The 19,059-nt window shown below is 57.1% G+C and carries 19 protein-coding genes; 1 reads left to right on the top strand and 18 read right to left on the bottom strand.

The genetic code is table 11. The features are described from left to right. Window positions 1-12 precede the first annotated feature (12 nt). The 5 genes from RE418_RS10115 to RE418_RS10095 are packed head-to-tail and all read right to left on the bottom strand — an operon-like array spanning window position 13 to window position 3,289. Window positions 13-807: an IclR family transcriptional regulator gene (locus RE418_RS10115; RefSeq protein ID WP_025304202.1), complete on the bottom strand. Its 795-nt coding sequence runs from the start codon at window positions 805-807 to the stop codon at window positions 13-15. Between the two features lie 37 nt (window positions 808-844). After that, window positions 845-1,600 carry an SDR family oxidoreductase gene (locus tag RE418_RS10110; protein ID WP_025304203.1) on the bottom strand — a complete coding sequence of 252 codons (756 nt, stop codon included), beginning with the start codon at window positions 1,598-1,600 and terminating at the stop codon, window positions 845-847. After that, window positions 1,597-2,640, bottom strand: a complete 1,044-nt coding sequence (locus tag RE418_RS10105) for an aromatic ring-hydroxylating dioxygenase subunit alpha (protein ID WP_025304204.1) — start codon at window positions 2,638-2,640, stop codon at window positions 1,597-1,599. The genes RE418_RS10110 and RE418_RS10105 overlap by 4 nt, the downstream gene beginning before the upstream one ends. Window positions 2,641-2,660: 20 nt before the next feature. Continuing rightward, window positions 2,661-2,969 carry a recombinase-like helix-turn-helix domain-containing protein gene (locus RE418_RS10100; RefSeq protein ID WP_004937617.1) on the bottom strand — a complete coding sequence of 103 codons (309 nt, stop codon included), beginning with the start codon at window positions 2,967-2,969 and terminating at the stop codon, window positions 2,661-2,663. Between the two features lie 2 nt (window positions 2,970-2,971). Next, window positions 2,972-3,289: a non-heme iron oxygenase ferredoxin subunit gene (locus tag RE418_RS10095; protein WP_004937614.1), complete on the bottom strand. Its 318-nt coding sequence runs from the start codon at window positions 3,287-3,289 to the stop codon at window positions 2,972-2,974. A 398-nt stretch (window positions 3,290-3,687) separates the two neighbouring features. On the opposite strand from RE418_RS10095, the gene RE418_RS10090 reads away from it, so the two are divergent. After that, on the top strand, window positions 3,688-4,929 hold the full coding sequence (locus tag RE418_RS10090; protein ID WP_049296214.1) for an MFS transporter: 1,242 nt from the start codon (window positions 3,688-3,690) through the stop codon (window positions 4,927-4,929). 110 nt (window positions 4,930-5,039) lie between these two features. On the opposite strand, the gene RE418_RS10085 is transcribed toward RE418_RS10090, so the two are convergent. The 13 genes from RE418_RS10085 to speA all read right to left on the bottom strand — a co-directional run bounded on the left by RE418_RS10085 (window position 5,040) and on the right by speA (window position 18,239). Next, window positions 5,040-5,192, bottom strand: coding sequence for a Hok/Gef family protein (locus tag RE418_RS10085; RefSeq protein ID WP_049203456.1), 153 nt, complete (start codon window positions 5,190-5,192; stop codon window positions 5,040-5,042). 338 nt (window positions 5,193-5,530) lie between these two features. After that, entirely contained in the window at window positions 5,531-6,451 is a 921-nt protein-coding gene (gene speB / locus RE418_RS10080; RefSeq protein ID WP_004937606.1) for an agmatinase, read from the bottom strand. A 396-nt stretch (window positions 6,452-6,847) separates the two neighbouring features. Beyond that, window positions 6,848-7,186, bottom strand: coding sequence for a hypothetical protein (locus tag RE418_RS10075; RefSeq protein ID WP_089181269.1), 339 nt, complete (start codon window positions 7,184-7,186; stop codon window positions 6,848-6,850). A 325-nt stretch (window positions 7,187-7,511) separates the two neighbouring features. After that, window positions 7,512-8,063, bottom strand: coding sequence for a fimbrial protein (locus RE418_RS10070; protein ID WP_158523382.1), 552 nt, complete (start codon window positions 8,061-8,063; stop codon window positions 7,512-7,514). A gap of 41 nt (window positions 8,064-8,104) precedes the next feature. Next, window positions 8,105-8,647: a fimbrial protein gene (locus RE418_RS10065; protein WP_089181271.1), complete on the bottom strand. Its 543-nt coding sequence runs from the start codon at window positions 8,645-8,647 to the stop codon at window positions 8,105-8,107. A gap of 252 nt (window positions 8,648-8,899) precedes the next feature. Next, window positions 8,900-9,424, bottom strand: a complete 525-nt coding sequence (locus tag RE418_RS10060; protein ID WP_089181272.1) for a fimbrial protein — start codon at window positions 9,422-9,424, stop codon at window positions 8,900-8,902. Between the two features lie 42 nt (window positions 9,425-9,466). Next, a complete protein-coding gene (locus RE418_RS10055; RefSeq protein ID WP_089181273.1) occupies window positions 9,467-10,009 on the bottom strand; it encodes a fimbrial protein in 543 nt (180 codons plus the stop codon). Between the two features lie 11 nt (window positions 10,010-10,020). Further along, entirely contained in the window at window positions 10,021-10,941 is a 921-nt protein-coding gene (locus tag RE418_RS10050; protein WP_089181274.1) for a fimbrial protein, read from the bottom strand. 10 nt (window positions 10,942-10,951) lie between these two features. Beyond that, window positions 10,952-13,480, bottom strand: a complete 2,529-nt coding sequence (locus tag RE418_RS10045) for a fimbria/pilus outer membrane usher protein (protein ID WP_089181275.1) — start codon at window positions 13,478-13,480, stop codon at window positions 10,952-10,954. A gap of 47 nt (window positions 13,481-13,527) precedes the next feature. Then, complete coding sequence (locus RE418_RS10040; protein WP_025304211.1) at window positions 13,528-14,202, bottom strand: molecular chaperone; 675 nt, start codon at window positions 14,200-14,202, stop codon at window positions 13,528-13,530. Window positions 14,203-14,301: 99 nt separating this feature from the next. Further along, window positions 14,302-14,814 carry a fimbrial protein gene (locus RE418_RS10035; protein ID WP_089181276.1) on the bottom strand — a complete coding sequence of 171 codons (513 nt, stop codon included), beginning with the start codon at window positions 14,812-14,814 and terminating at the stop codon, window positions 14,302-14,304. Between the two features lie 133 nt (window positions 14,815-14,947). After that, complete coding sequence (locus RE418_RS10030; RefSeq protein ID WP_049208784.1) at window positions 14,948-15,439, bottom strand: fimbrial protein; 492 nt, start codon at window positions 15,437-15,439, stop codon at window positions 14,948-14,950. An 823-nt stretch (window positions 15,440-16,262) separates the two neighbouring features. Beyond that, entirely contained in the window at window positions 16,263-18,239 is a 1,977-nt protein-coding gene (speA, locus tag RE418_RS10025; protein ID WP_004937600.1) for a biosynthetic arginine decarboxylase, read from the bottom strand. Between the last annotated feature and the right edge of the window lie 820 nt (window positions 18,240-19,059).

Below are 19,059 nucleotides of genomic sequence, written 5' to 3'. Positions count from 1 at the left end.
CGGTCCTGTCGGTTAGCCGACGTTGGCCTGCGGCGGCGCGCCGAGGAAGCCAGAAATTTTCTCCGCCGCATCGCGCACTTCCATGCGCAGCCGCTCGCGATCCGCTTTCGGGATCTCATCGGACGGCACCATGATGCTGACCACCGCCTCGACCCGCTGCTCACGGTTGAAGATCGGGTAGACGATCGAGGAGATGCCGTGGCGGAAGAACGATTCGCCGATCACATAGCCGCGCGCCTTGTCTTGCTGCACCATCTGCCACAGCATTTCGCGATCCGCCGGGGTGCCCGGCGCGTTGCCCGGCAGCTGCGCGTCCGGATAGAGTTGTTCGAACTCGCTGCGGGTGGCGCTGGTCAACAACATGCGGCCGAGCGAGGTTTGGTGCACCGGCAAGCGGGTGCCGACGCTGACCTGATTGATCTGTGAACCGGCGGCGCTGACGCGGGCGATATAGATCACGTCGCGCCCGTCGCGGATCGCCAGATGGCTGCTGCACTGGCTGCGATCGCGCAACTGCTCGATCACCGGCTGGCCGGCCTGCGCGACGTCCAGCGACGCGATGTATTCAAAACCGAGACGCAGCACCTTGATGCCCAGCGCGAAGGTATTGGTGCGCGGATTGCGCTCCAGAAAGCCCAGGTGCTCGAGCGTCTGCACCACGCGGTAGGCGGTGGCCTTCGGCATATCGACCAGGCGATGCAACTCGGCAAAAGTCATTTCCTTATGCTGCTCGCCAAACGCCAGCAGCAACTGCAACCCGCGATCCAGTCCCGGGATCAGATACTTACATGCTTGCTCGTCCGCCATCTCTCGCTCCTGCGCTGTGCGCCTGCCCTGCGGGCCGTCAGTTGAATACGAAGCCGCCGTTGACCGGCAGCAGTTGGCCGGTGACGAAATCCGCCAGCGACGACAGCAGATAAAGTACCGTACCGTTCACATCGTCCGGGTGCTGCGCCCCGGCCAGCGCGCGCCCCTGCTCGTACAGCTGATGGCGCTCGGCGGGCACATACTCAGTGGCTTCCACTCGCGTCAGGCCCGGCGCGATGGCGTTGACGCAGATACCCTGCGGGCCCAGCTCGCGCGCCATCGATCGGGTCATCGCGATCACCGCGCCTTTACTGGCGACATAGGCCATCAGGCGCGGCGCGCCCCACAGCGCGGTGTCCGACGCCACGTTGACGATCTTGGCGTGCGGATTGCGCGCCAGCAGCGGCACCGCCGCCTGGCTCACCAGCCAGGTGCCGCGCACGTTGACTTGCATCACGCGATCCCACAGATCGATATCGTATTCCATCATGGTTTTACCGCCGACGCCGGTCGCCAGCGCCGCGTTGTTCACCAGACCGTCGATCCCGCCGCCAGCGGCGATCTTCTCGAACGCCAAGCGGATCGAATCCGGTGAGGCCAGATCGATCGTCTGCGTTTCCACCCGAGCGCCCTGCTCGCGCAGCGCGGCGCCGCTCGCCGCCAGCTCATCCGCCAAGATGTCGCACATCACCACCTGCGCGCCTGCTGCGGCGATGGCGGCGGCAAAGCTGTAGCCCAGGCCGCGCGCCGCACCGGTGACCACGATGCGCTTGCCGTCCAGCAAGCCGTTCACTGCGCCGCCTCCCGCTCGCGCAGCGTCGCCAGCTGTTTCTGCGCCTCTTTCTGCATCAGGCGGCGCAGGCGAGAAAGACCGACGTCGTGCTGGTACAGGTATTCGCGGCCGCGGGCGTTAGGCGCCATGTTCTCGAGCACGATGCGATCCTGCTCGAGCACGTCCCAATGCAACGATTCCAGGCGATTACGGTACATGAAGCGCCACATGTCGCGCTGCCAGTCTTTGACCTTACGGATGCGCCAGAAGAACACCCGGCAGTGATCCTTATCTTCCGGCACCACCATGCCGATGATCCAGAAGTGACCACCCGGCCCAAAGCGCTTCTTGTACGGGATCGACAGGCGCATCCAATACGCGCCGCTGCTGCCGAATTCCACCCAGTCGAAGTTAACCCCGATCTGTCCGTTCTTTTTGAAGATAAACCCGCTGTCGGTCGGCTCCAGCCCCATATCCGCCTTGCGATCGCCTTCCGCCATCGAGTGTGAGGAAGAGTGCAGGTAGGTGCCGTGCATCGGATCCATCACGTTTTCCAATGCGTACTGGTAGTTGCAGTCCCAGCTGGCGGTACACAGAAAATTACTGTACGACGCTTCGTCCGCCAGCTCTTGCGGGAAAGTCAGCTCCGCCGGCGCTTCATCCGCCGTCACGCCGAAATAGAGAAACACTGCGCCGTAGGCTTCTTTGGCCGGGTAAGACCGCAGGCATTTTTGCCCCACCAGCGGGCAGCGATCCACCGCCGGCACGTCTTTCACCGTCCCGTCTCCGCCGACTTCCACCCCGTGATACCAGCAGGCGATACGATCGCCGAGGTTCCACCCCATGGAAAGCCGCGCGCCGCGGTGCGGGCAGCGATCTTCCAACGCGTGGATCTGGCCTTCACCGTCGCGCCACACCACGATTTGCTGCTCGAGACGGGTGATGCCGACCGGGTTGTTGCCCACTTCCCAACTGGCCAGCACCGGATACCACATGCCGCGCAATCCCTGGTCAAGATAGTCCTGCAGGCTCTGTTCGGAGGATGTTGTGTTTGCTGTCATTGTCTTCTCCCGGATGTGGCTCAGAAACCGTTAACGTGAAGGAATTCGCGGAACGTCGCCTCATTCCACGGTTGGCCGCTGCGATCGAACAGGCGGCGCTGATTCAACGCGCTGACGATCTGCTCCAGCTCTTCCGCCCCCTGATCGAAGATCGTTTCCAGCGCCGCCACCAGCGCGGTTTCGAAACCGTCCGGCACCCGGGCGCGGTTTTGCCAGATGACATTGCGGAACTGGCCCGGCTGATGGATTTGGCCGTTGCCGCCTTCGCGGGCCGGCGTCACCTGTTGGGTGTCCGGCAGCCAGGGATTGAAATCGGTGATGTGCTGCATGATTACTCCTCCGCGATAAAGGTGATCTGGATTTGGTTGTCGACCACCCGGGTGGGATAGGTTTGCAGATCGCGGCCGCCTGGCTCGCGCAGGCACTGGCCGGTGCGCACGTCAAACAGCGCTTCGTGCAGCGGGCACTCAACCTTGCCGTCGTCTACAAACCCCTGGCTGAGCAAGGCATAAGCATGCGGGCAGACGTCTTCCAGCGCGTAGTAGTTACCGTCGAGCAGGTACACCCCGATCTCTTTTCCTTCCACTTTGCCGGAGAAAGGAAAATCTTCTTTCACCTGAGACACTTCGCACACATTCTTCCAGCTCATTGCTTTTATCCTCTATCTGATTGTTTCATATATGAAACTCAGTTTCTTATTTAATACAGCCACTATAAGTCTGGCGAAACTTTCGTCAAGCGAGCGGAACGGCAAATGTTAATGAAAGGTTGTTTAAAAATGACAAATGCGGGAGGGATCACGAAATCATGCACCGATATGAAAAACCTATGTCAGTTGTGCGCTCTTCCGCTAATTTATGGCAAAAAATGCGTTGATCCCGGCGGCGCATTGCGCGTAAAAGTGTTTTCTCACTGTCTTTTACACTCAATTTAATAACAATTAATTTACATTAATCAGCCTCGTCCCCCGCGTTTACGCGTAATGGCCTCCGCGGGCGAGTTTACTGCTGCCTGAATTCGTCAACCGCTCGCACTGAGGAACGCGCCGTGCAACAACGTCAACGCTGGTTTGGGGTGATCGCCCTGCTGTTTCTGATCGTTATCGCCTATGCAGATCGGGTTAATATCGCCGTGATGTTGGTCAATCCCGACTTCCTGCAACACTTTCAACTCGGCGGTGACCGCGCCCATCAGGGCACGCTGATGACGGTGTTTTTACTCGGTTACGGCCTGTCCGCCATGTTGCTGACGCCGTTTCTGGAAACGCTGATGGGTTACCGCCGCGCGCTGACGCTGAGCGTGGTGCTGTGGGCGCTGCTCACCGCCGCCTCGCCGTTGGCGGGATCGCTGCTGTTGCTGTGCGCGGTGCGCGCGTTGCTTGGCGTCAGCGAAGGGCCGCTGTTCTCGCTCAAGACCATGTACATCAGCGATCATTTCGCCGCCGACGAGCGCGGCAAACCCAACGCGGTCAGCGCGCTGGGCGTCTCGTTGGGGCTGGTGATCGGCTTTCCGCTGGTGAGTTTTCTGATGGCGCACTTCGGGTGGGCGATGTCGTTTCACCTGCTGGCGCTGCTCAACCTGCTGTTGGGCCTGGCGCTGGTGCGGCTGTTCGTTCATCCGCTCGCCTTACCCTCATCTTCACGCCCCGCCGATCCTCAGCCGGTGTTGAGCCGCGTCTGGCACACCTTCGCGCTGGCCTGGCGCACACCGATGCTCGGTTGGATCCTGCTGATCGAGATCGCCACGCTCAGCTACCTGTGGGGATCCAGCGCCTGGCTGCCGGCTTACCTGACTGATGAAAAAGGATTCTCCATCAAGCAGATGGGATGGATGGCCGCACTGCCTTTCATCGTCAGCATCGCCTCAAAATACCTCGGCGGCGTGCTGCTCGATCGTATCCGCCCCTATCAGGCGCCACTGATCTTCGTCTTTGGCGGCGCGGCGACCGCACTGTGCATCTATGGCGTAATGAACAGCCATCAGCTTGGCTGGATCGCCTTCTTCCTGCTGGCGGCCAACGCCTGTTGGGGCGCACAGGGCGCGGCAATCCCCACGCTGCTGCAGCATTATGCGCGGCCGGAGGCGGTCGGCAGCGCCTATGGTCTGATCAACGGCATCGGCAATCTGTTCTCGGCGTTTGTGCCGATGGCGATGGGCATGGTGATGGCCAGCCAGGGCAAGGTGTCCTCGGGCTTTGCGGTACTGATTGCCTCACAGCTGCTGACGCTGCTGGCGGGCGGCGCGCTGTTTAGCCGCATGTTGCTGGCGCGCCAGGTGAAACGGGCATAGCCTGTTCCCGCACCGTTGCGGCAGAGAAAGCCAATGGCCTTGAGAGGGTGCTCATGGATCTGGACGCCAACAACCAGCAGACGGGGGACACCCCCCGTCGCCGGGTTGCCTTACCGTTCGGATTCGTAAGCCAAAATGGCCGCAACCTCCGTGTTGCCCGATCGGATCCGCAGCTCGCACAGCGTGCTGCGGGTTATCCATACCAGTGATATTACCGTGGCACAAATAACCACCAGTTTTAACAGGCTCCGTTTGTTCGGCATCATGCCTTCTTCTCCTTGCCTCGCGGCGGGTAAGAGGCTAACTTAACGTTGCTGGCGTTAGAGTAGGCCTCGGGTTGATGAATATCGACTCGGGGCTTTTCTCTTTGTACCTTTCACGCAGGCTCTAGATACAAAGATCCAGAGCACCCGCGCGCAGTATATTCATCCTCCCCGTTATCCCGGTTCCTTTTTACTGACTCAGTTTCATTTCTGCGCAGGATTGCGCAAAGGCGTTGCAACAGGCTGAAAATCGCAGTGCGGATGGCGACAGACAAATGAAATAAAAAAAGCGGCCCCATACGATGGGAGCCGCTTTTTCAGCGAGGCGTGGCCAAGCGTCAGGCGTGTTTCTTGGCCGCCTGCAGGTACAGCATCTCCAGACCCAGGGTCGCCGCGGCCAGCGCAGTGATCTCGGACTGGTCATAGGCCGGCGCCACTTCCACCACGTCCATGCCGACGATGTTTAGCGACTGCATGCCGCGCACCAGTTTCAGCGCGCGATCTGAGGTCAGGCCGCCGATCACCGGTGTGCCGGTGCCCGGTGCAAACGCCGGATCCAGGCAGTCGATGTCGAAGGTCAGGTACACCGGCATATCGCCGACGATGCCCTTGATCTGGGTCAGCAGGTCGTCCACGCTGCGATCGTTCACCTGCGCGGCGTCCAGCACGGTAAAGCCGTTGTCGTGATCGAACTCGGTGCGAATACCGATCTGCACCGAGTGGTGCGGATCGATCAGGCCTTCATTCGGCGCATGGTAGAACATGGTGCCGTGGTCGAACTTGCTGCCGTTGGCGTAGGTATCGGTATGGGCGTCGAAGTGCACCAGCGCCAGCTTGCCGAAATGCTTGGCGTGCGCGCGCAGCAGCGGCAGGGTGACAAAGTGGTCGCCGCCGAACGAGAGCATGCGCTTACCGGCTTTCAGCAGTTTCTCCGCGTGCGCCTGCAGCTTGTCGCTCATGTCCTGCGCATCGCCGAAGTTGAACACGATGTCGCCACAGTCAACCACGTTCAGGCGATCGCGCAGATCGAAGCTCCACGGCCAACGGTTGCCTTCCCAGGCCAGGTTGGTGGACACCTGACGGATGGCCGCCGGGCCATGGCGGCCGCCGGCGCGACCGGAGGTCGCCATGTCAAACGGAATGCCGGTGATGACCCACTCTGCATCGCTGTCGTAAGGCATGAAGTTCAGCGGAAAGCGCAGGAAACCAAAGGCGTTGGACACTAATGAATTATCGGACTGATGGCCTAAGGTGCTCATAGTAAACCCTCGTAGTTCAACAAGTTGCCGGGCGCAGATGCCGGGCCGTGACAAAAAAAAATCCCTCCCGCGTCGTTAGCCCGACGAGAAAGGGATTTGTTCGATGTGTGTTTCGGTGCTACCGATACGGCAGATTATGGCCGCATTTTGTTCATGCTTCAAGGGGGCATAGCTTCGTGCCCAAGAACAGATGCGGAACGCTGCTTGCGCAGTTCTCCACTTTATGCAGGGACCATAAAATGGTGACGTTGTTCGCGGACTACTCCAGACTCCCATCCCTGTAGCGACTACAGCTTTGCGGTGTTGAAACAGACATGCGTTTATGTTTTTCCGGCTCACGCCTAGTCGGCAAGAACGAATCGGGTCAACGATTTCTATTGAAGAGACATCAGGCGTTTACTCAATCTCGTTCAATGCCGCATCAGGCACCCAATAAGCACCAGGTTTATTAGGGATAGTTATGTGTTTTCGATATTGCTGGAATCCTTTCCTTCTATCAGTGATACAAACCTCAATGCCGGCAGGAAGTGCAATGACAGAATGCTCTGATAATAAAGGAGATAATTCCGATGTATTTCCAGATTCGATAATAGAGGTCATTTTTCTATAAGACTCAGCGTTGAGCGCGGCATAGTACCCTGATTTAGTCACCACTGTATTTCCGTCTGGGCAGGCTGCAACGACTGGCCCCGTGAAACCTAACAGAGCAAACATACCAATTACAGTATTTTTCATTTTGATCTCTCTTTGTATGACTTAAGGATATTCCCGGTGAGTATGTAGCACACGTAAAATCTCCATTTACAACTCATTGACATGGCAAATAATAATATAGTTAGGGTGAATAATAATTTCCCGTGAACCAGTCCCCCTGCCAAAGCGATAAAGATAAGGGTGCTGAGGCAGATTCTCGAAGCATGTACAATTTAGCTGTGCAACTTTATACTCGCAGCTGGGTTATATTGGTCAATATAATCAATGTTCTCTGTTAGTAGAGTTACTACACCTTAATTCTAAAAATATCATCCGCCCAATGGGCTACGCCATTGGGCAGAGTAGCTCAATTGTAATACAAGTCAATTTGGGTCGTCAGGTTGGCCGTACCGGGGGTAACGTGATCATCCAGGGCGACATACTGCGCCGCGTACTTCATGGTTAGCTCACCCTCAGAGTTTGGATAAAAGCTCCTCCCCCAATAAACATTAGGCCCAACGAAATAATCATAAACGCCATCATAGCTCTCATTCGCTATCTTCACTGCGACCCCCGACGCCACACTGTCTTGATCCAAAGCAAAAGCCTGACTATCCCCTGCTGCTGCCGTGCCTGAAAAACGCACTGCAACAGAAGTATTTTTGCTTGTTCTCGGGCAACCGGTCGCTTTTAATTCAAACAACACCGGCGAACTCAGGTTCCCGGTTTTAGCCAACTGGCTGCGGTTAATATCCCCCAGCGGTACGCTCATGTTCTTGCTGGCGGCCGTCAGATTGCAGGTAAATTGAATAAACTTCACTTTAGTTTTGATCGTGCCGTCTGCACCTTGTGCCGTACAGGCCAGGCCAATCAGGCAAGTTGACAAGCCCTGAACGATTCTTCTGATTGCTTTATTCATCACATTTTCCTTCGTCACCATAAAAATAGGCCATGGCGGGTTTAGTTATAAAGAATGCTGAACTGAATAGTGCCCGTCGCCTCACCAAGTGGGATGGGCTGGCTCTGGTTCTTGCCAAGCCAACGTATCGACACACCAAAATGAAGATCATTCGCACTGCCGGAACCGCTGTTTTTAAGCTCATAAGGCTTCGATTCACCGTTAACTCCAATATCAGCAAAATCCGCATTGTATATCCCGAACCCTACGTTCTGTGCGGCTCCCGGCTGCCCCTGATTATCGGGGGCGAAAACATAGCCGTATCCGGTACCTTCAAATCTAATCTTCACCTGCTTAGCCCCCGAAGGACAATCCAGAAGCCTTATGGTTTGCCCATAGCCACGGCTGCCCAATGAGGAATTACCCGCCTGCTCACCAAAATCCACCATGATATTCTTCGATTCGGCGGCGACCACACAGGCATTCTCCACCACCCGCCCAGTCACATTAATACTCCCATCCGCCGCGTAGAGCGGCGGGGATAACATTGCTGCGCTGAATAATGCCAGCAGCGGCATTCTTTTTCTCACTGTTGCTATCATCATTAATTTCCTTATCTCTCTGATAATGCCAAACGATCATCGTGCTGAAACAGGCCCGGTTATTATGGATAAACCAGGCTAATCTGCGTGGTCAGGTTGGCGCTGCCGGGGATGACCGTTTGCGCCTTCGTGGCAATATAGGCAGCCGCGCCGCTGATTTACTTTTTACTCTCGCCACTTTCCTTATTACTGGATAACAGCCTTTTATTCTGATGATATCGATAAGCCGACGCAGGGGGTGGCGGGTGGCGTTATTTAGTCATAGACCAGATTGAGTTGAGCGGTGGCGTTTGCCGTGCCGGGTGTTACCTTATCGGTTAAAGCGATATATCGTGCATTAAATGGTTTAGAAAAAGAACCATCATTTCTTGGGATAACTCCATACCCATAACTTGCATTAGGAATTTTGACATACTCCTCGTAAGGGGAAACATCGGCCACCTGTACCCCAACCCCCTCAGCAACGGAGCCACTGCCTAATGCAAAGGCTTTATTATTTTGGCCGGCAGCAACGCCATCAAAGCGGAAAAATACGGCCAAGCCTGGGGCACAGTCGGTTGCTTCAACGGTAAAATCAACCGGCTTGCTAGTCGCACCAATTGATGTCAGCTCGGTACGGGAAATATTCCCCAGCGCTACCTGCATATTTTTGCTGCCTGCGGTTAAATTGCAGGTGCCATGAGCAAGCGTTAATTCCATATCCACGCTGCCGTCTGCAGCATAAGCGCTAAAGGCCAATCCGCCCCCCACCAGCAGCAGCCCCTTGATGATATTTTTCATTAGCTGTTCCTTATCTCAATAAAAACGAAATTCAATAATCCATCATGGGTAAATCAGGCTAAACTGTAGGCGAGTACGAGCAACCCCTGCAGTAGGCATTTTGTTATCGGTGGTATATCCCGTACTGAATTTAAGCTCATTCACCGCCCCTTTTTTCAATTCAATAGCTGGGCTGAACTCATTTACCCCCAGCAAATTTTGAAATGCAACTTCCCCTGACTTTTGAATTATAAAACCCACATTTTTAGCGGCATCGGGTTGATCGCTATTATCGGTGGCAAAAACTTTTCCTGAGTATTTTTGGGTATTAGCCAACGTCCCTTCAAACCTGATGCGTACCTGGCTAATGCTGTCCGGGCAGTCCGCCAACTGCACATAGATATAGCCAGCGCCCCCTAACCAAGTCGCAATGGTAGCGCTCTGCACCCCCTTATTCACCTTCTGGTTTTTAGAACTGGCATCCAGCACGCAGCTGCTTTCGGTGACTCTGCCAGTCACATTAATATTCCCATCCGCCGCCTGCAGCGGCGGTGCCAGCATGGCGGCGCCGAGCAGCGTCAGGGGCAGTGCTATTTTTCTCATCATTATCTTCATCCTTATTGGTAGGTGAGGCTAAAGGTTGCTACCGCGTTGGCCTCGCCGGCGGCGATCTGCGGTTGCGTTTGGTAATAACGGGCGCTGAACGGGTAGCTGCGCAGCCCCTGTAAGGCCGTTTCCAGCGGCAGCCGTTCCCCCAGCGCCAGCGGCGCGCCGCGGTAGAGCAGCTGTACCCCGACGCCGCGCGCGCTCTCCTGCGCTTCGGGGTGGGTCAACGCCAGCACCCCGGGCGCGTCGCCGCCTGCGGCGATGCCGTCGAACTGAACATTGACCCGGGCGCCGGCGTCGCAGGCCAGATCCAGCAGGAACGGCTGCTCGCCGCGCGTGCTGCCCACGCCGCGAAAATCGCTGCGCGCCACCTCGCCCAATGCCACCGTGCGATGGCGGCCGCCCTGCAGCTCGCAGGCCAACCGGATAATAGCGACCGGTTTTTGCAGGGCGATATCCAGCACCGGCAGCCCATTAACCGTGCGCCGAGCCAGCGTTTCCGTCGTCAACACGCCGGAGACCAGCGGCCCGGTCACCACCAGCCGCAGGCTGATTTGCCGTTTTCCGGCGGCAATGGCGCCGCTCGCCGGCCAGCCATCTCTGAAAGCGGCATCGGTATCCAGCGCATAGCCCAGCCCGCTAATCGTGGTGCCGTAGACCGCGCTGTTGCCGCTTTTCAACCCACTGTCGCCGCCCTGCAGATTCAGCCGGGCGTCCTTCGCCTCCGCGCAGGGCGCCAGCGACGCGGCCTGCTGCACCTGGCGCGTGCCCTGCCACACCACGCTGCCGACCGGCAGATCGCGTTGCAGCGTCTGCGGCGGAATGTCGAACAGCAGCCGTTCCGGGTTGCCGGCCGGCAGGCATTCCGCTCCCCAGGCGCCGCCCGCCGCCCACAGCCCGCACAGGCCGAGCATCCATACTCCCGCTTTCATCCTTTGCTCCTTAACGGCACTCGGCCGCTATCTCTGGGATCTCCGGGCCGGCAGTTTCCGGCAGGCCGTAGACGACCTGGCATTGCTGGTCCGGTTGTTTGCCCCACTGCACGTGCAGCATGCCGTTGGCCGGCATGCCGGCCAGGAACAGCTGCCCGCCGTCGCCGACGATGCTGCCGTCACCGCCTGCGCCTGCCAGCGTGGCGATCGCACCAAACGGCACCGGCCGGCCGTCGGCGCGCGTCAGCGTCATCATCATCCGTGCACCGACCTTGGTTTGATAATCCGCCAGCACCACCGCGCCGCGGGTCGGGATCACCGTCTGGCTGGTCAGCCCCAGCTCCACGTCGTCCGCGAGGGTGGTCGGATCCAGTGCAATCGCGTTCTGGCGATAGGCGGAGAGGTAAGGCACCACCGCATAGCCGCGGCTATCGGTTTTCACCCCCACCTGATTCACCACGCTGACCCCGCCGGCACCCGGCGCGCGCACCAGCGCCACCGTATCGTTAAGCGGTTGCGACAGCGTCACCCCGCCGGCATGCAGCAACACCCCGCCCTGAACGTCGTAATTCAGCCGCTGGCGCTGGCCGTCGTGGCTCAGCCCGGCGCCGAGCAGCGCCTTGCTGCCGCGATAACCCAGCGTCAGATTGCCATTCTCGCCTTCGCCCTGATTGCCATAGCCGCCGGTTATCCCCCAGTTCAGGTTGTCGCCTTCCAGCGCGGTGCCGTTCAGCCCCAGCGTCTGCAACGTTTTGCCGTTGTTGCTATTGCTGATGCCATAACCGGCCCAGGTGTTGTGTGCCCACAGGTTCAGTGGAATGCTGACATTCAGCGCCACGACGCGATCGGTCTGAGCCTGATAGCTCTGGTTCTGACTGTAGTTAAGGCCATAGCTCACCCCTTTGATGCTGCCGTTGTAGCCCAGGCTGACGGACTGGCGCTTGCCTTGTTCCCCCCAGCGCCGATCTTCCGCCAGGCTCAAGAACAGTGAGCCTGGCAGCGGCCCCAATCCCTGCTGCAGCGAAAGTTCTTTACGGCTGCGGGTCGCGCTGTTGCTTGTCCTATCGCGGGGTTGCATCGCCTGTTGCAACGTGGTGTAGCCTTCGCTGGCATGGCGATAACCGGCCAGGCTCAGCTGGGTGCCGGTGAGCGGGAAGCTTTTTTCATAGCGCAGGCGCCACATGTTGCCCTGCCGATCGTCCCCCTGAACGGCCTCCTCCGGCCGCCGGGCCCAGCTTTGCGTCATATCCAGCGACAACGCGCCGGCGCGGCCCAGGTTTTGCCCCACGCCCAGCGCCAGCGAACGGTAACGATTGGCCCATTGGCCACCGCCATACAGCGTGGCGCCGAGCGGCAGGCCGTAGATCAGCGTGCCCTGCATAAACTTCTCGTCATCGGCGCTCGCGTCCTGCGCACGGTATTGCCCGGCGGCCAGGCCGTAGCTGAGCCGCCCTTCGCGCTGCAGCACCGGCAGCGAGGCAAACGGCACCAGCAGGCGCTGTTCCGTACCGTCGCTTTCCTTGATGGTGACATCCAGATCGCCGCTGCCGGAAACCGCATATAGATCGCTGATTTCAAAGGCGCCCGGCGGCACATAGCGCTGATCGACCACCACGCCGTTCTGGCGAATGATCACCTCCGCATTGCTTTTGGCGATGCCGCGCACCACCGGCGAGTAGCCGCGCAGGCTGTCCGGGTACATCTCTTCCACCGAGGCCAGCTGTACGCCGCGCAGCGGCAGCGAATCGAAGATATCGCCCGGCGTGGTGGCATCGCCCAGCGTCAACAGCCCGTTCAGCGGGGTGATGTCTCGCTGTACATAGCTGTTCAACGTGCGCCAGTGCGCCTCTCCCTGACCGTTCCGGTTCCACACGCCGTCATGCCGCAACCGCCAGGCGCCCCAGTTGGCGCCGTTGCGCAGGTTGACGAAATAGCTGCTTTCATTGCCGCCCCCCTGCCGGCTGCGATCGTGCGCCCCACGCAGGGTATAGTTGCTCAGCAACGCCGGAATGCCGCTGTCCCACTGCTCCGGCGGCACATAGCCGCGCGCCTGGCGTTTTAACGCCGCCTGCGGGATGCTCAGCTTCAACTGCTGTTGCTCGAACAGCAGTTCCGTTCGGGCGCCGGGAATGGCCTGCGGCAAGTTGATGCACGCATCGGAGGGTTGCAGCGCGGGAAAGGCGGCCAGATCCACGCCAAAGCCCTGCAGATCTTCCCATTTCAGACAAGGAACCAGACGTTCTTTGCCCTGTTCGTCCGGCTGCAGAGAAAAGGCCAGCGTGCGGGTATCCAGCCGCTGCTCGTTGAGGAACAGATCAACGCGATACTCCCCCGGCGGCTGTTTCTCCTCATCGGTGAACAGCGCCAGATCCACTTCGGTTTGCGGCGTATTGCCTATCTGCAATAAAGCCGAGCTAAAACGGTATTCCGCCTGCGCTACGCCGCTGTACATCAGCAGGCCGGCAAGTTGCCAGGCCAACGGCGTCAGCCGATATTCGCTGCGCCGCCCAGATAGGCAGCGCGCTGTTTTGCTGTTCATGTTTCACATCCCTGTTCACACCGCGCCCCTGGCTATCAACCGAGCCATCACAACGCTTGTTGGTGCTGAGCGCTCAGGCCGCCGTAGTCGTTGATCACCTGCCAGCTCACCTGTTTGCCGGTGGCTGAAGGCGGCAGGGTATAGGCCAGTGTGGCGAACGGCGCCACCATCTGCGGCTCCTTGATTTTTTCACCGGCGACCGAGACCGTAGAGAAACTCAGGTAGTAGGGGGAATCATTGATCGCTTTCAGCGTGTTGCCGCTGCGCTCCCAGCGCACTTTCCCGGCCGCCTCTTCCGGCGAGCCGGGCAGCGACGCCGGGCGATAGAAAAGTTTGATGCGGGTACGCACCGCGATTTGCAGGTGGTTGCCTTTGCCTTCCGCCTCCGGTGGCACCGTTTTGACGCTGAACCAGAATACCGACTCGCGATCCTCCGGCAGCGGCTGGGCGGTTTTCACCACCCGCAGCGTATTCTCTTTGCCGCCGTTCAGGCGAAACAGCGGCGGCGTGACCAAGAACGGCGCCTTGACGTTGCCTTCCAGATCCGCATTGACCCACGATTGCACTAAGTAAGGGATGTCGTCCGGGTTTTTTACCGTGATGGTCGCTTCTTTCTTGCCGCCGGGATACACCAACCGGGTGCCGCCGATCACCACGCCAGCAGCAGCCTGAAAACTATTGATTAACAGCGCGGCGCACAGCGCCAAATAGACAGCCTTCATTATTGTGCATTCCCTTGATGTTGTGATTAAGTCGTTCTATTAACAAGTTACCGCCACAGAATGCGTATTCCATCGATCAATAAAGCCAAGTCAGATAGATTAGTTATACAAAACGCTGAATTGTATAGTGGCGTTAGCCGCACCGGCGGTGACTTTATCTGTTGATCTGTAGCGTGCCGCAAAAGACAGGCGATTCTCACCCTCATTCAGCGAAAATTTCTCCGAAGTACCACCAGGTACAATCGATTGTTTTCCCCAACCACTCTCACTTATTGCAATAAGTTCTAAGGCTATACCAGTGGCGCCGCCAGAGATAAGTTGGAATAGATTTTTATTGTTGGAATCTGCCTCGCCATCCAGCTGTACAATAGCCGCCTTGGTATTTGCCGGACAATCTTTAAGCTCCAAGAAGAACGCTGTTGCATAACCCCAATCTCCCACGTGTTCAAAATCAGCCGCAGCCGCGTCCCCCAGACGCACATCCAGAGTTGGGCTCACCACACAAGCGTTATCAATAATTTTTCCAGTAACGTTAATCACACCATCGGCGGCAAACGCAGAGGAGCAGAGCGCCGTACACGCCAGCATAGAAGCAACCAGATACTTTTTCATCTAAGTCCCCTAAAACACATTTTTGTTTTTCAAATACCCCACTCCTCACCCGCAAAAGCCTTCCGCCCGATGAGAATTTAACGAATTACCGGCGAAAACGTGTTTCACCGGTAGATTAACGCCGGATAGAAAATTAGTTATACGCAACGCTGAATTGAATAGTCGTGTTAGCATCACCGGCGGTGACTTTATCCGTTGATTTATAAGCCGCCTCGAATGTCAATACATTGTCACCCTCATACAGCTTGAATTCCTTGGTGCTGCCCGGCCCCATCCTTTCACCTGGCGCAGCAATACGCAGCGCCAGGCCAGTTGCACCGCCGTCATTCAGTTTGAACAGCTCGGTGTTGTTGTCGTCCGCCGCGCCGTCCAGGGTCACTTTGGCACTGCTCAGGTTAGCCGGGCAATCTTTCAGCTCCAGATCAAATTTCCGGGCACCGGATTCATCTCCCACATTCTTAAACGCCGCCGCCGCCACATCTCCCATCTGCACGTTCAGCGTCGGGTTAACCACGCAGGCGTTATCGATGATTTTACCGGTGAAGTTAATCACACCATCGGCGGCAAACGCCGAGGAAGAGATCGCCGCACAGGCCAGTGCGGAAGCTACCAGATACTTTTTCATATAATTCCCTTATATTATTTAAACCACTAAGTTATATGTCGATGTACATACATCTATTGACCGTGACACGAACACCACGCTTACTGCGCATCGCTATTACCGATGGCAATATATTATGCATCACGCACGATAATATGGGCGCCATGCATGAAGTCATCATTATAAAATCTAAGGAATGTCATTAGTACTCAAAAACCCACCAAGGATACTAAGACATTTTAAAAAATGAATTCAACCAAAAATAAAAAACAAACAGAAAACAGGACCGCACATCATAATTAACGAATTTACTTTTTTAAAAAATCAGAATCATGCCCTATCAACAGGAACACCTAAATATAGAAAAAATACAACTCACTATAAAACAAGGAGATTAGCATCGCTCACAAAAAGACTAAACCATATGCATAATGAATTAAAAACTTAAAACCATCACAAGTACAACACATAATGAAAGATAAACTGATCAATTATCGTATTTATAATGAATACCAATAACTAATATTGATTATATTTTTTAATTTAAAAATCTAATTTGTGAATGAAAAGGTTAATTTCAGAGATTTCTTGTATTTAGGAAGTGAATTTATTGGAAGGATAACTTCAATAAAAAAGATGAAAGAAAACAGACTTTTCGTAACGCGTTGAGCTCACTGCTGCAGAGTTAGGCGTGGTATCAGGGCGGCAAAAGCCCGCTACGCTCTGCGCCGCCGTTCGAACGGCAGCATAGCGGTCTGCAACCTACACGCCATCCGTATCATAGTCGTGCAACAGAAAAGAAAAGGCCAGGCGCCTTAACGACGCCCGGCCTTTCTTCATTTCATCACTCGTCTTCCAGATACGTATAACCGTACAGACCGGCCTCAAATTCTTCCAGGAACTGCGCCTGCAGCTCGCTGTCCAGATCGGTTTCTTTGACCTGATCGCGGAACTTGGACAGCAGCGCGCTCGGATCGAGCTGCACATACTCCAGCATGTCCGCCACGGTATCGCCCTCGTCGGACAGCTCGGTCTCGACGCTGCCGTCCGGGAACACGTACACGTCAACCGAGGCGGTGTCGCCGAACAGGTTGTGCATGTTGCCAAGGATCTCCTGGTACGCGCCGACCATGAAGAAGCCCAACGCCGGCGGGTTCTCCGGATCGTACGGCGGCATCGGCATGGTGGTCGCCACGCCGTCGCCGTCGACGTAATGATCGATGGTGCCGTCGGAGTCGCAGGTGATGTCGAGCAGCACCGCACGGCCTTCCGGCGGCTTATCCAGCCCTTCCAGCGGCAGCACCGGGAACAGCTGGTCGATGCCCCATGCATCCGGCATCGACTGGAACAGCGAGAAGTTGACGTAGAACTTGTCCGCCATGCGCTCTTGCAGTTCGTCGATGATAGGACGGTGCGCGCGGTTGCTCGGATCGAGCTGCTGCTGGATCTTGTTGCAGATGTTCAGATACAGCTGCTCGGCCCAGGCGCGCTTGGTCAGGTCCAGCATGCCGTGCGCGTATTGGGTATGCACGTCGTGCAGATCCATCTGGCTGTCGTGCAGCCATTCGCGCAGCGAGCGGCGGTTCTCCGGCTCGTTCATTTCCAGCCAGGTTTCCCACATGCTTTCCAGCGCGCGCGGCGCGTCGGCTTCCGGCGGCTGCGGTTCGCTGAACTCGTTGCGCTCGACGCCAATCACGTTGGAGACCAGCACCGTGTGGTGCGCGGTCACGGCGCGACCGGACTCGGTGATCACCGTCGGGTGCGGCAGGCCGTGTTCGTTACAGGCGTCGCCGATGCCCCAAATCACGTTGTTGGCATATTCGTTCAGGCCGTAGTTGACCGAGCAATCGGACTGCGAACGGGTGCCTTCGTAGTCGACGCCCAAGCCGCCGCCCACGTCGAAGCACTGAATGTTGACGCCCAACTTGTGCAGCTCAACGTAGAAGCGCGCCGATTCGCGCACGCCGGTGGCGATGTCGCGAATATTGGCCAGCTGCGAACCCAAATGGAAGTGCAGCAGCTGCAGGCTGTCGAGGCGGCCCGCTTCACGCAGGGTCTCCACCAGCTTCAGCACCTGCACCGCCGCCAGACCGAACTTGGATTTTTCCCCGCCGCTCGACTGCCATTTGCCGGAGCCTTGCGATGCCAGACGCGCACGCACGCCCAGGCGCGGTATGACGTTCAGCCGCTCGGCCTCTTCCAGCACCAGGTTGATCTCGGACATCTTCTCGATCACCAGGTACACCTTGTGCCCCAGCTTTTCCCCGATCAGCGCCAGACGAATATATTCACGATCTTTATAACCATTACAGACGATCACCGAACGGGTCATGCCGGCATGCGCCAGCACCGCCATCAGTTCGGCCTTGGAGCCGGCTTCCAGCCCCAGCGGTTCGCCGGAGTTCACCAGCGATTCAATCACGCGGCGGTGTTGGTTCACCTTGATCGGATACACCAGGAAATAACCGCCCTGGTAGCCGAAGGATTCACGCGCGCGTTTGAACGCGGCGTTGATAGAGCGCAGGCGATGCTGAAGGATCTGCGGGAAGCAGAACAGCGCCGGCAGACGTTGGCCGTCTTGCTGGCGCGTTTTCACCAGTTCTGCCAGATCGACGCGCGCCTGCGGGACATCCGGATCCGGGCACACGCTGATATGGCCCAGCTCGTTGACGTCATAGTAATTGTTGCCCCAGTAGGCGACGTTATAAGTACGCAGCATCTTGCTGGCATTACGATCATTCATGGCAACCTCCTGCATGGAGCGCAAAGATAAAGACTCGCCCGCAACCGGCGGACGGTGAATCAACAGATCATCAGACATGGTTCGCCTCACATTCCCTACTGACGAAACCGTCAGCCACTATCGCAGCTACAACCCGCGAGAACAACCCAACAAGCCGCGCCGGCGGCAGCGAAGAGAACTGCCGTTCGCGGTCAGCGATCGGTTTATCACTCATATAATTGTAAGACACCCTGTTCAAACCTCGTGAATCGGGCCAAGAAACATCCCACAGGAAGGCTGCAGGCTACCCTTGTTCAGTTCTTCAGACGACCGTTAGCCGGCCCGAGAATCCTGAGTAGCGGCCAAGTGTTTATCGCACCTGGTAAGTGACAGAGAGACAAGACGGGAAATAGCAGAAGAATGTGCGCCAGAACGGCACTGCTGTTGAGAACCAACAACCGGTAGACAACGGATCATTAATCCAACCACCTCCACGCGCGCCGTTCGGAGTGAACGACCCAGCCTCTAAATATAGTGTAAGAACGTGACCGTTCGATGAAGCGGCGAACGCCCGCGACGGATAATAGCGCAACGCTGGCGAATGCAAAGCGGAAGTTTATCGCTCCTTCCCCCACGCCAGACCGCCGTACTGTGCATCAAATGAACCGCGCGCGCAGTTTATACCGGTAAGCAGGTGAAAAAGCAAAATGAAAATTCGCCGAAAACTGTTTCAAGCGATGAAAATGGCGCCAACCCGTTTGCGCAAAAGAGCGAAAGCGCAAAAAATTACTGGCAATCTGGCTAAACCCTGACCTAAAATAGACGTCCAGATGTTAATCCATCTATACTGGTTAACTGATAAACTGCTTAACGGCTTTGCCTGAGGGGCGTTGCAGGATGCATCTCGCGCCATCAGCGG

This window comes from Serratia sp. szju (genome assembly GCF_044594185.1).
Lineage (GTDB): Bacteria > Pseudomonadota > Gammaproteobacteria > Enterobacterales > Enterobacteriaceae > Serratia > Serratia bockelmannii.
This window is presented reverse-complemented; position numbering and strand designations above follow the sequence as displayed.

Bases quoted from the DNA above. Each gene is read 5' to 3' on its own strand.
- RE418_RS10115 (WP_025304202.1), bottom strand. From the start codon at position 807: ATGGCGGACGAGCAAGCATGTAAGTATCTGATCCCGGGACTGGATCGC.
- RE418_RS10105 (WP_025304204.1), bottom strand. From the start codon at position 2,640: ATGACAGCAAACACAACATCCTCCGAACAGAGCCTGCAGGACTATCTT.
- RE418_RS10100 (WP_004937617.1), bottom strand. From the start codon at position 2,969: ATGCAGCACATCACCGATTTCAATCCCTGGCTGCCGGACACCCAACAG.
- RE418_RS10095 (WP_004937614.1), bottom strand. From the start codon at position 3,289: ATGAGCTGGAAGAATGTGTGCGAAGTGTCTCAGGTGAAAGAAGATTTT.
- RE418_RS10085 (WP_049203456.1), bottom strand. From the start codon at position 5,192: ATGCCGAACAAACGGAGCCTGTTAAAACTGGTGGTTATTTGTGCCACG.
- speB (WP_004937606.1), bottom strand. From the start codon at position 6,451: ATGAGCACCTTAGGCCATCAGTCCGATAATTCATTAGTGTCCAACGCC.
- RE418_RS10075 (WP_089181269.1), bottom strand. From the start codon at position 7,186: ATGAAAAATACTGTAATTGGTATGTTTGCTCTGTTAGGTTTCACGGGG.
- RE418_RS10070 (WP_158523382.1), bottom strand. From the start codon at position 8,063: ATGAATAAAGCAATCAGAAGAATCGTTCAGGGCTTGTCAACTTGCCTG.
- RE418_RS10065 (WP_089181271.1), bottom strand. From the start codon at position 8,647: ATGATGATAGCAACAGTGAGAAAAAGAATGCCGCTGCTGGCATTATTC.
- RE418_RS10060 (WP_089181272.1), bottom strand. From the start codon at position 9,424: ATGAAAAATATCATCAAGGGGCTGCTGCTGGTGGGGGGCGGATTGGCC.
- RE418_RS10055 (WP_089181273.1), bottom strand. From the start codon at position 10,009: ATGATGAGAAAAATAGCACTGCCCCTGACGCTGCTCGGCGCCGCCATG.
- RE418_RS10050 (WP_089181274.1), bottom strand. From the start codon at position 10,941: ATGAAAGCGGGAGTATGGATGCTCGGCCTGTGCGGGCTGTGGGCGGCG.
- RE418_RS10045 (WP_089181275.1), bottom strand. From the start codon at position 13,480: ATGAACAGCAAAACAGCGCGCTGCCTATCTGGGCGGCGCAGCGAATAT.
- RE418_RS10040 (WP_025304211.1), bottom strand. From the start codon at position 14,202: ATGAAGGCTGTCTATTTGGCGCTGTGCGCCGCGCTGTTAATCAATAGT.
- RE418_RS10035 (WP_089181276.1), bottom strand. From the start codon at position 14,814: ATGAAAAAGTATCTGGTTGCTTCTATGCTGGCGTGTACGGCGCTCTGC.
- RE418_RS10030 (WP_049208784.1), bottom strand. From the start codon at position 15,439: ATGAAAAAGTATCTGGTAGCTTCCGCACTGGCCTGTGCGGCGATCTCT.
- speA (WP_004937600.1), bottom strand. From the start codon at position 18,239: ATGTCTGATGATCTGTTGATTCACCGTCCGCCGGTTGCGGGCGAGTCT.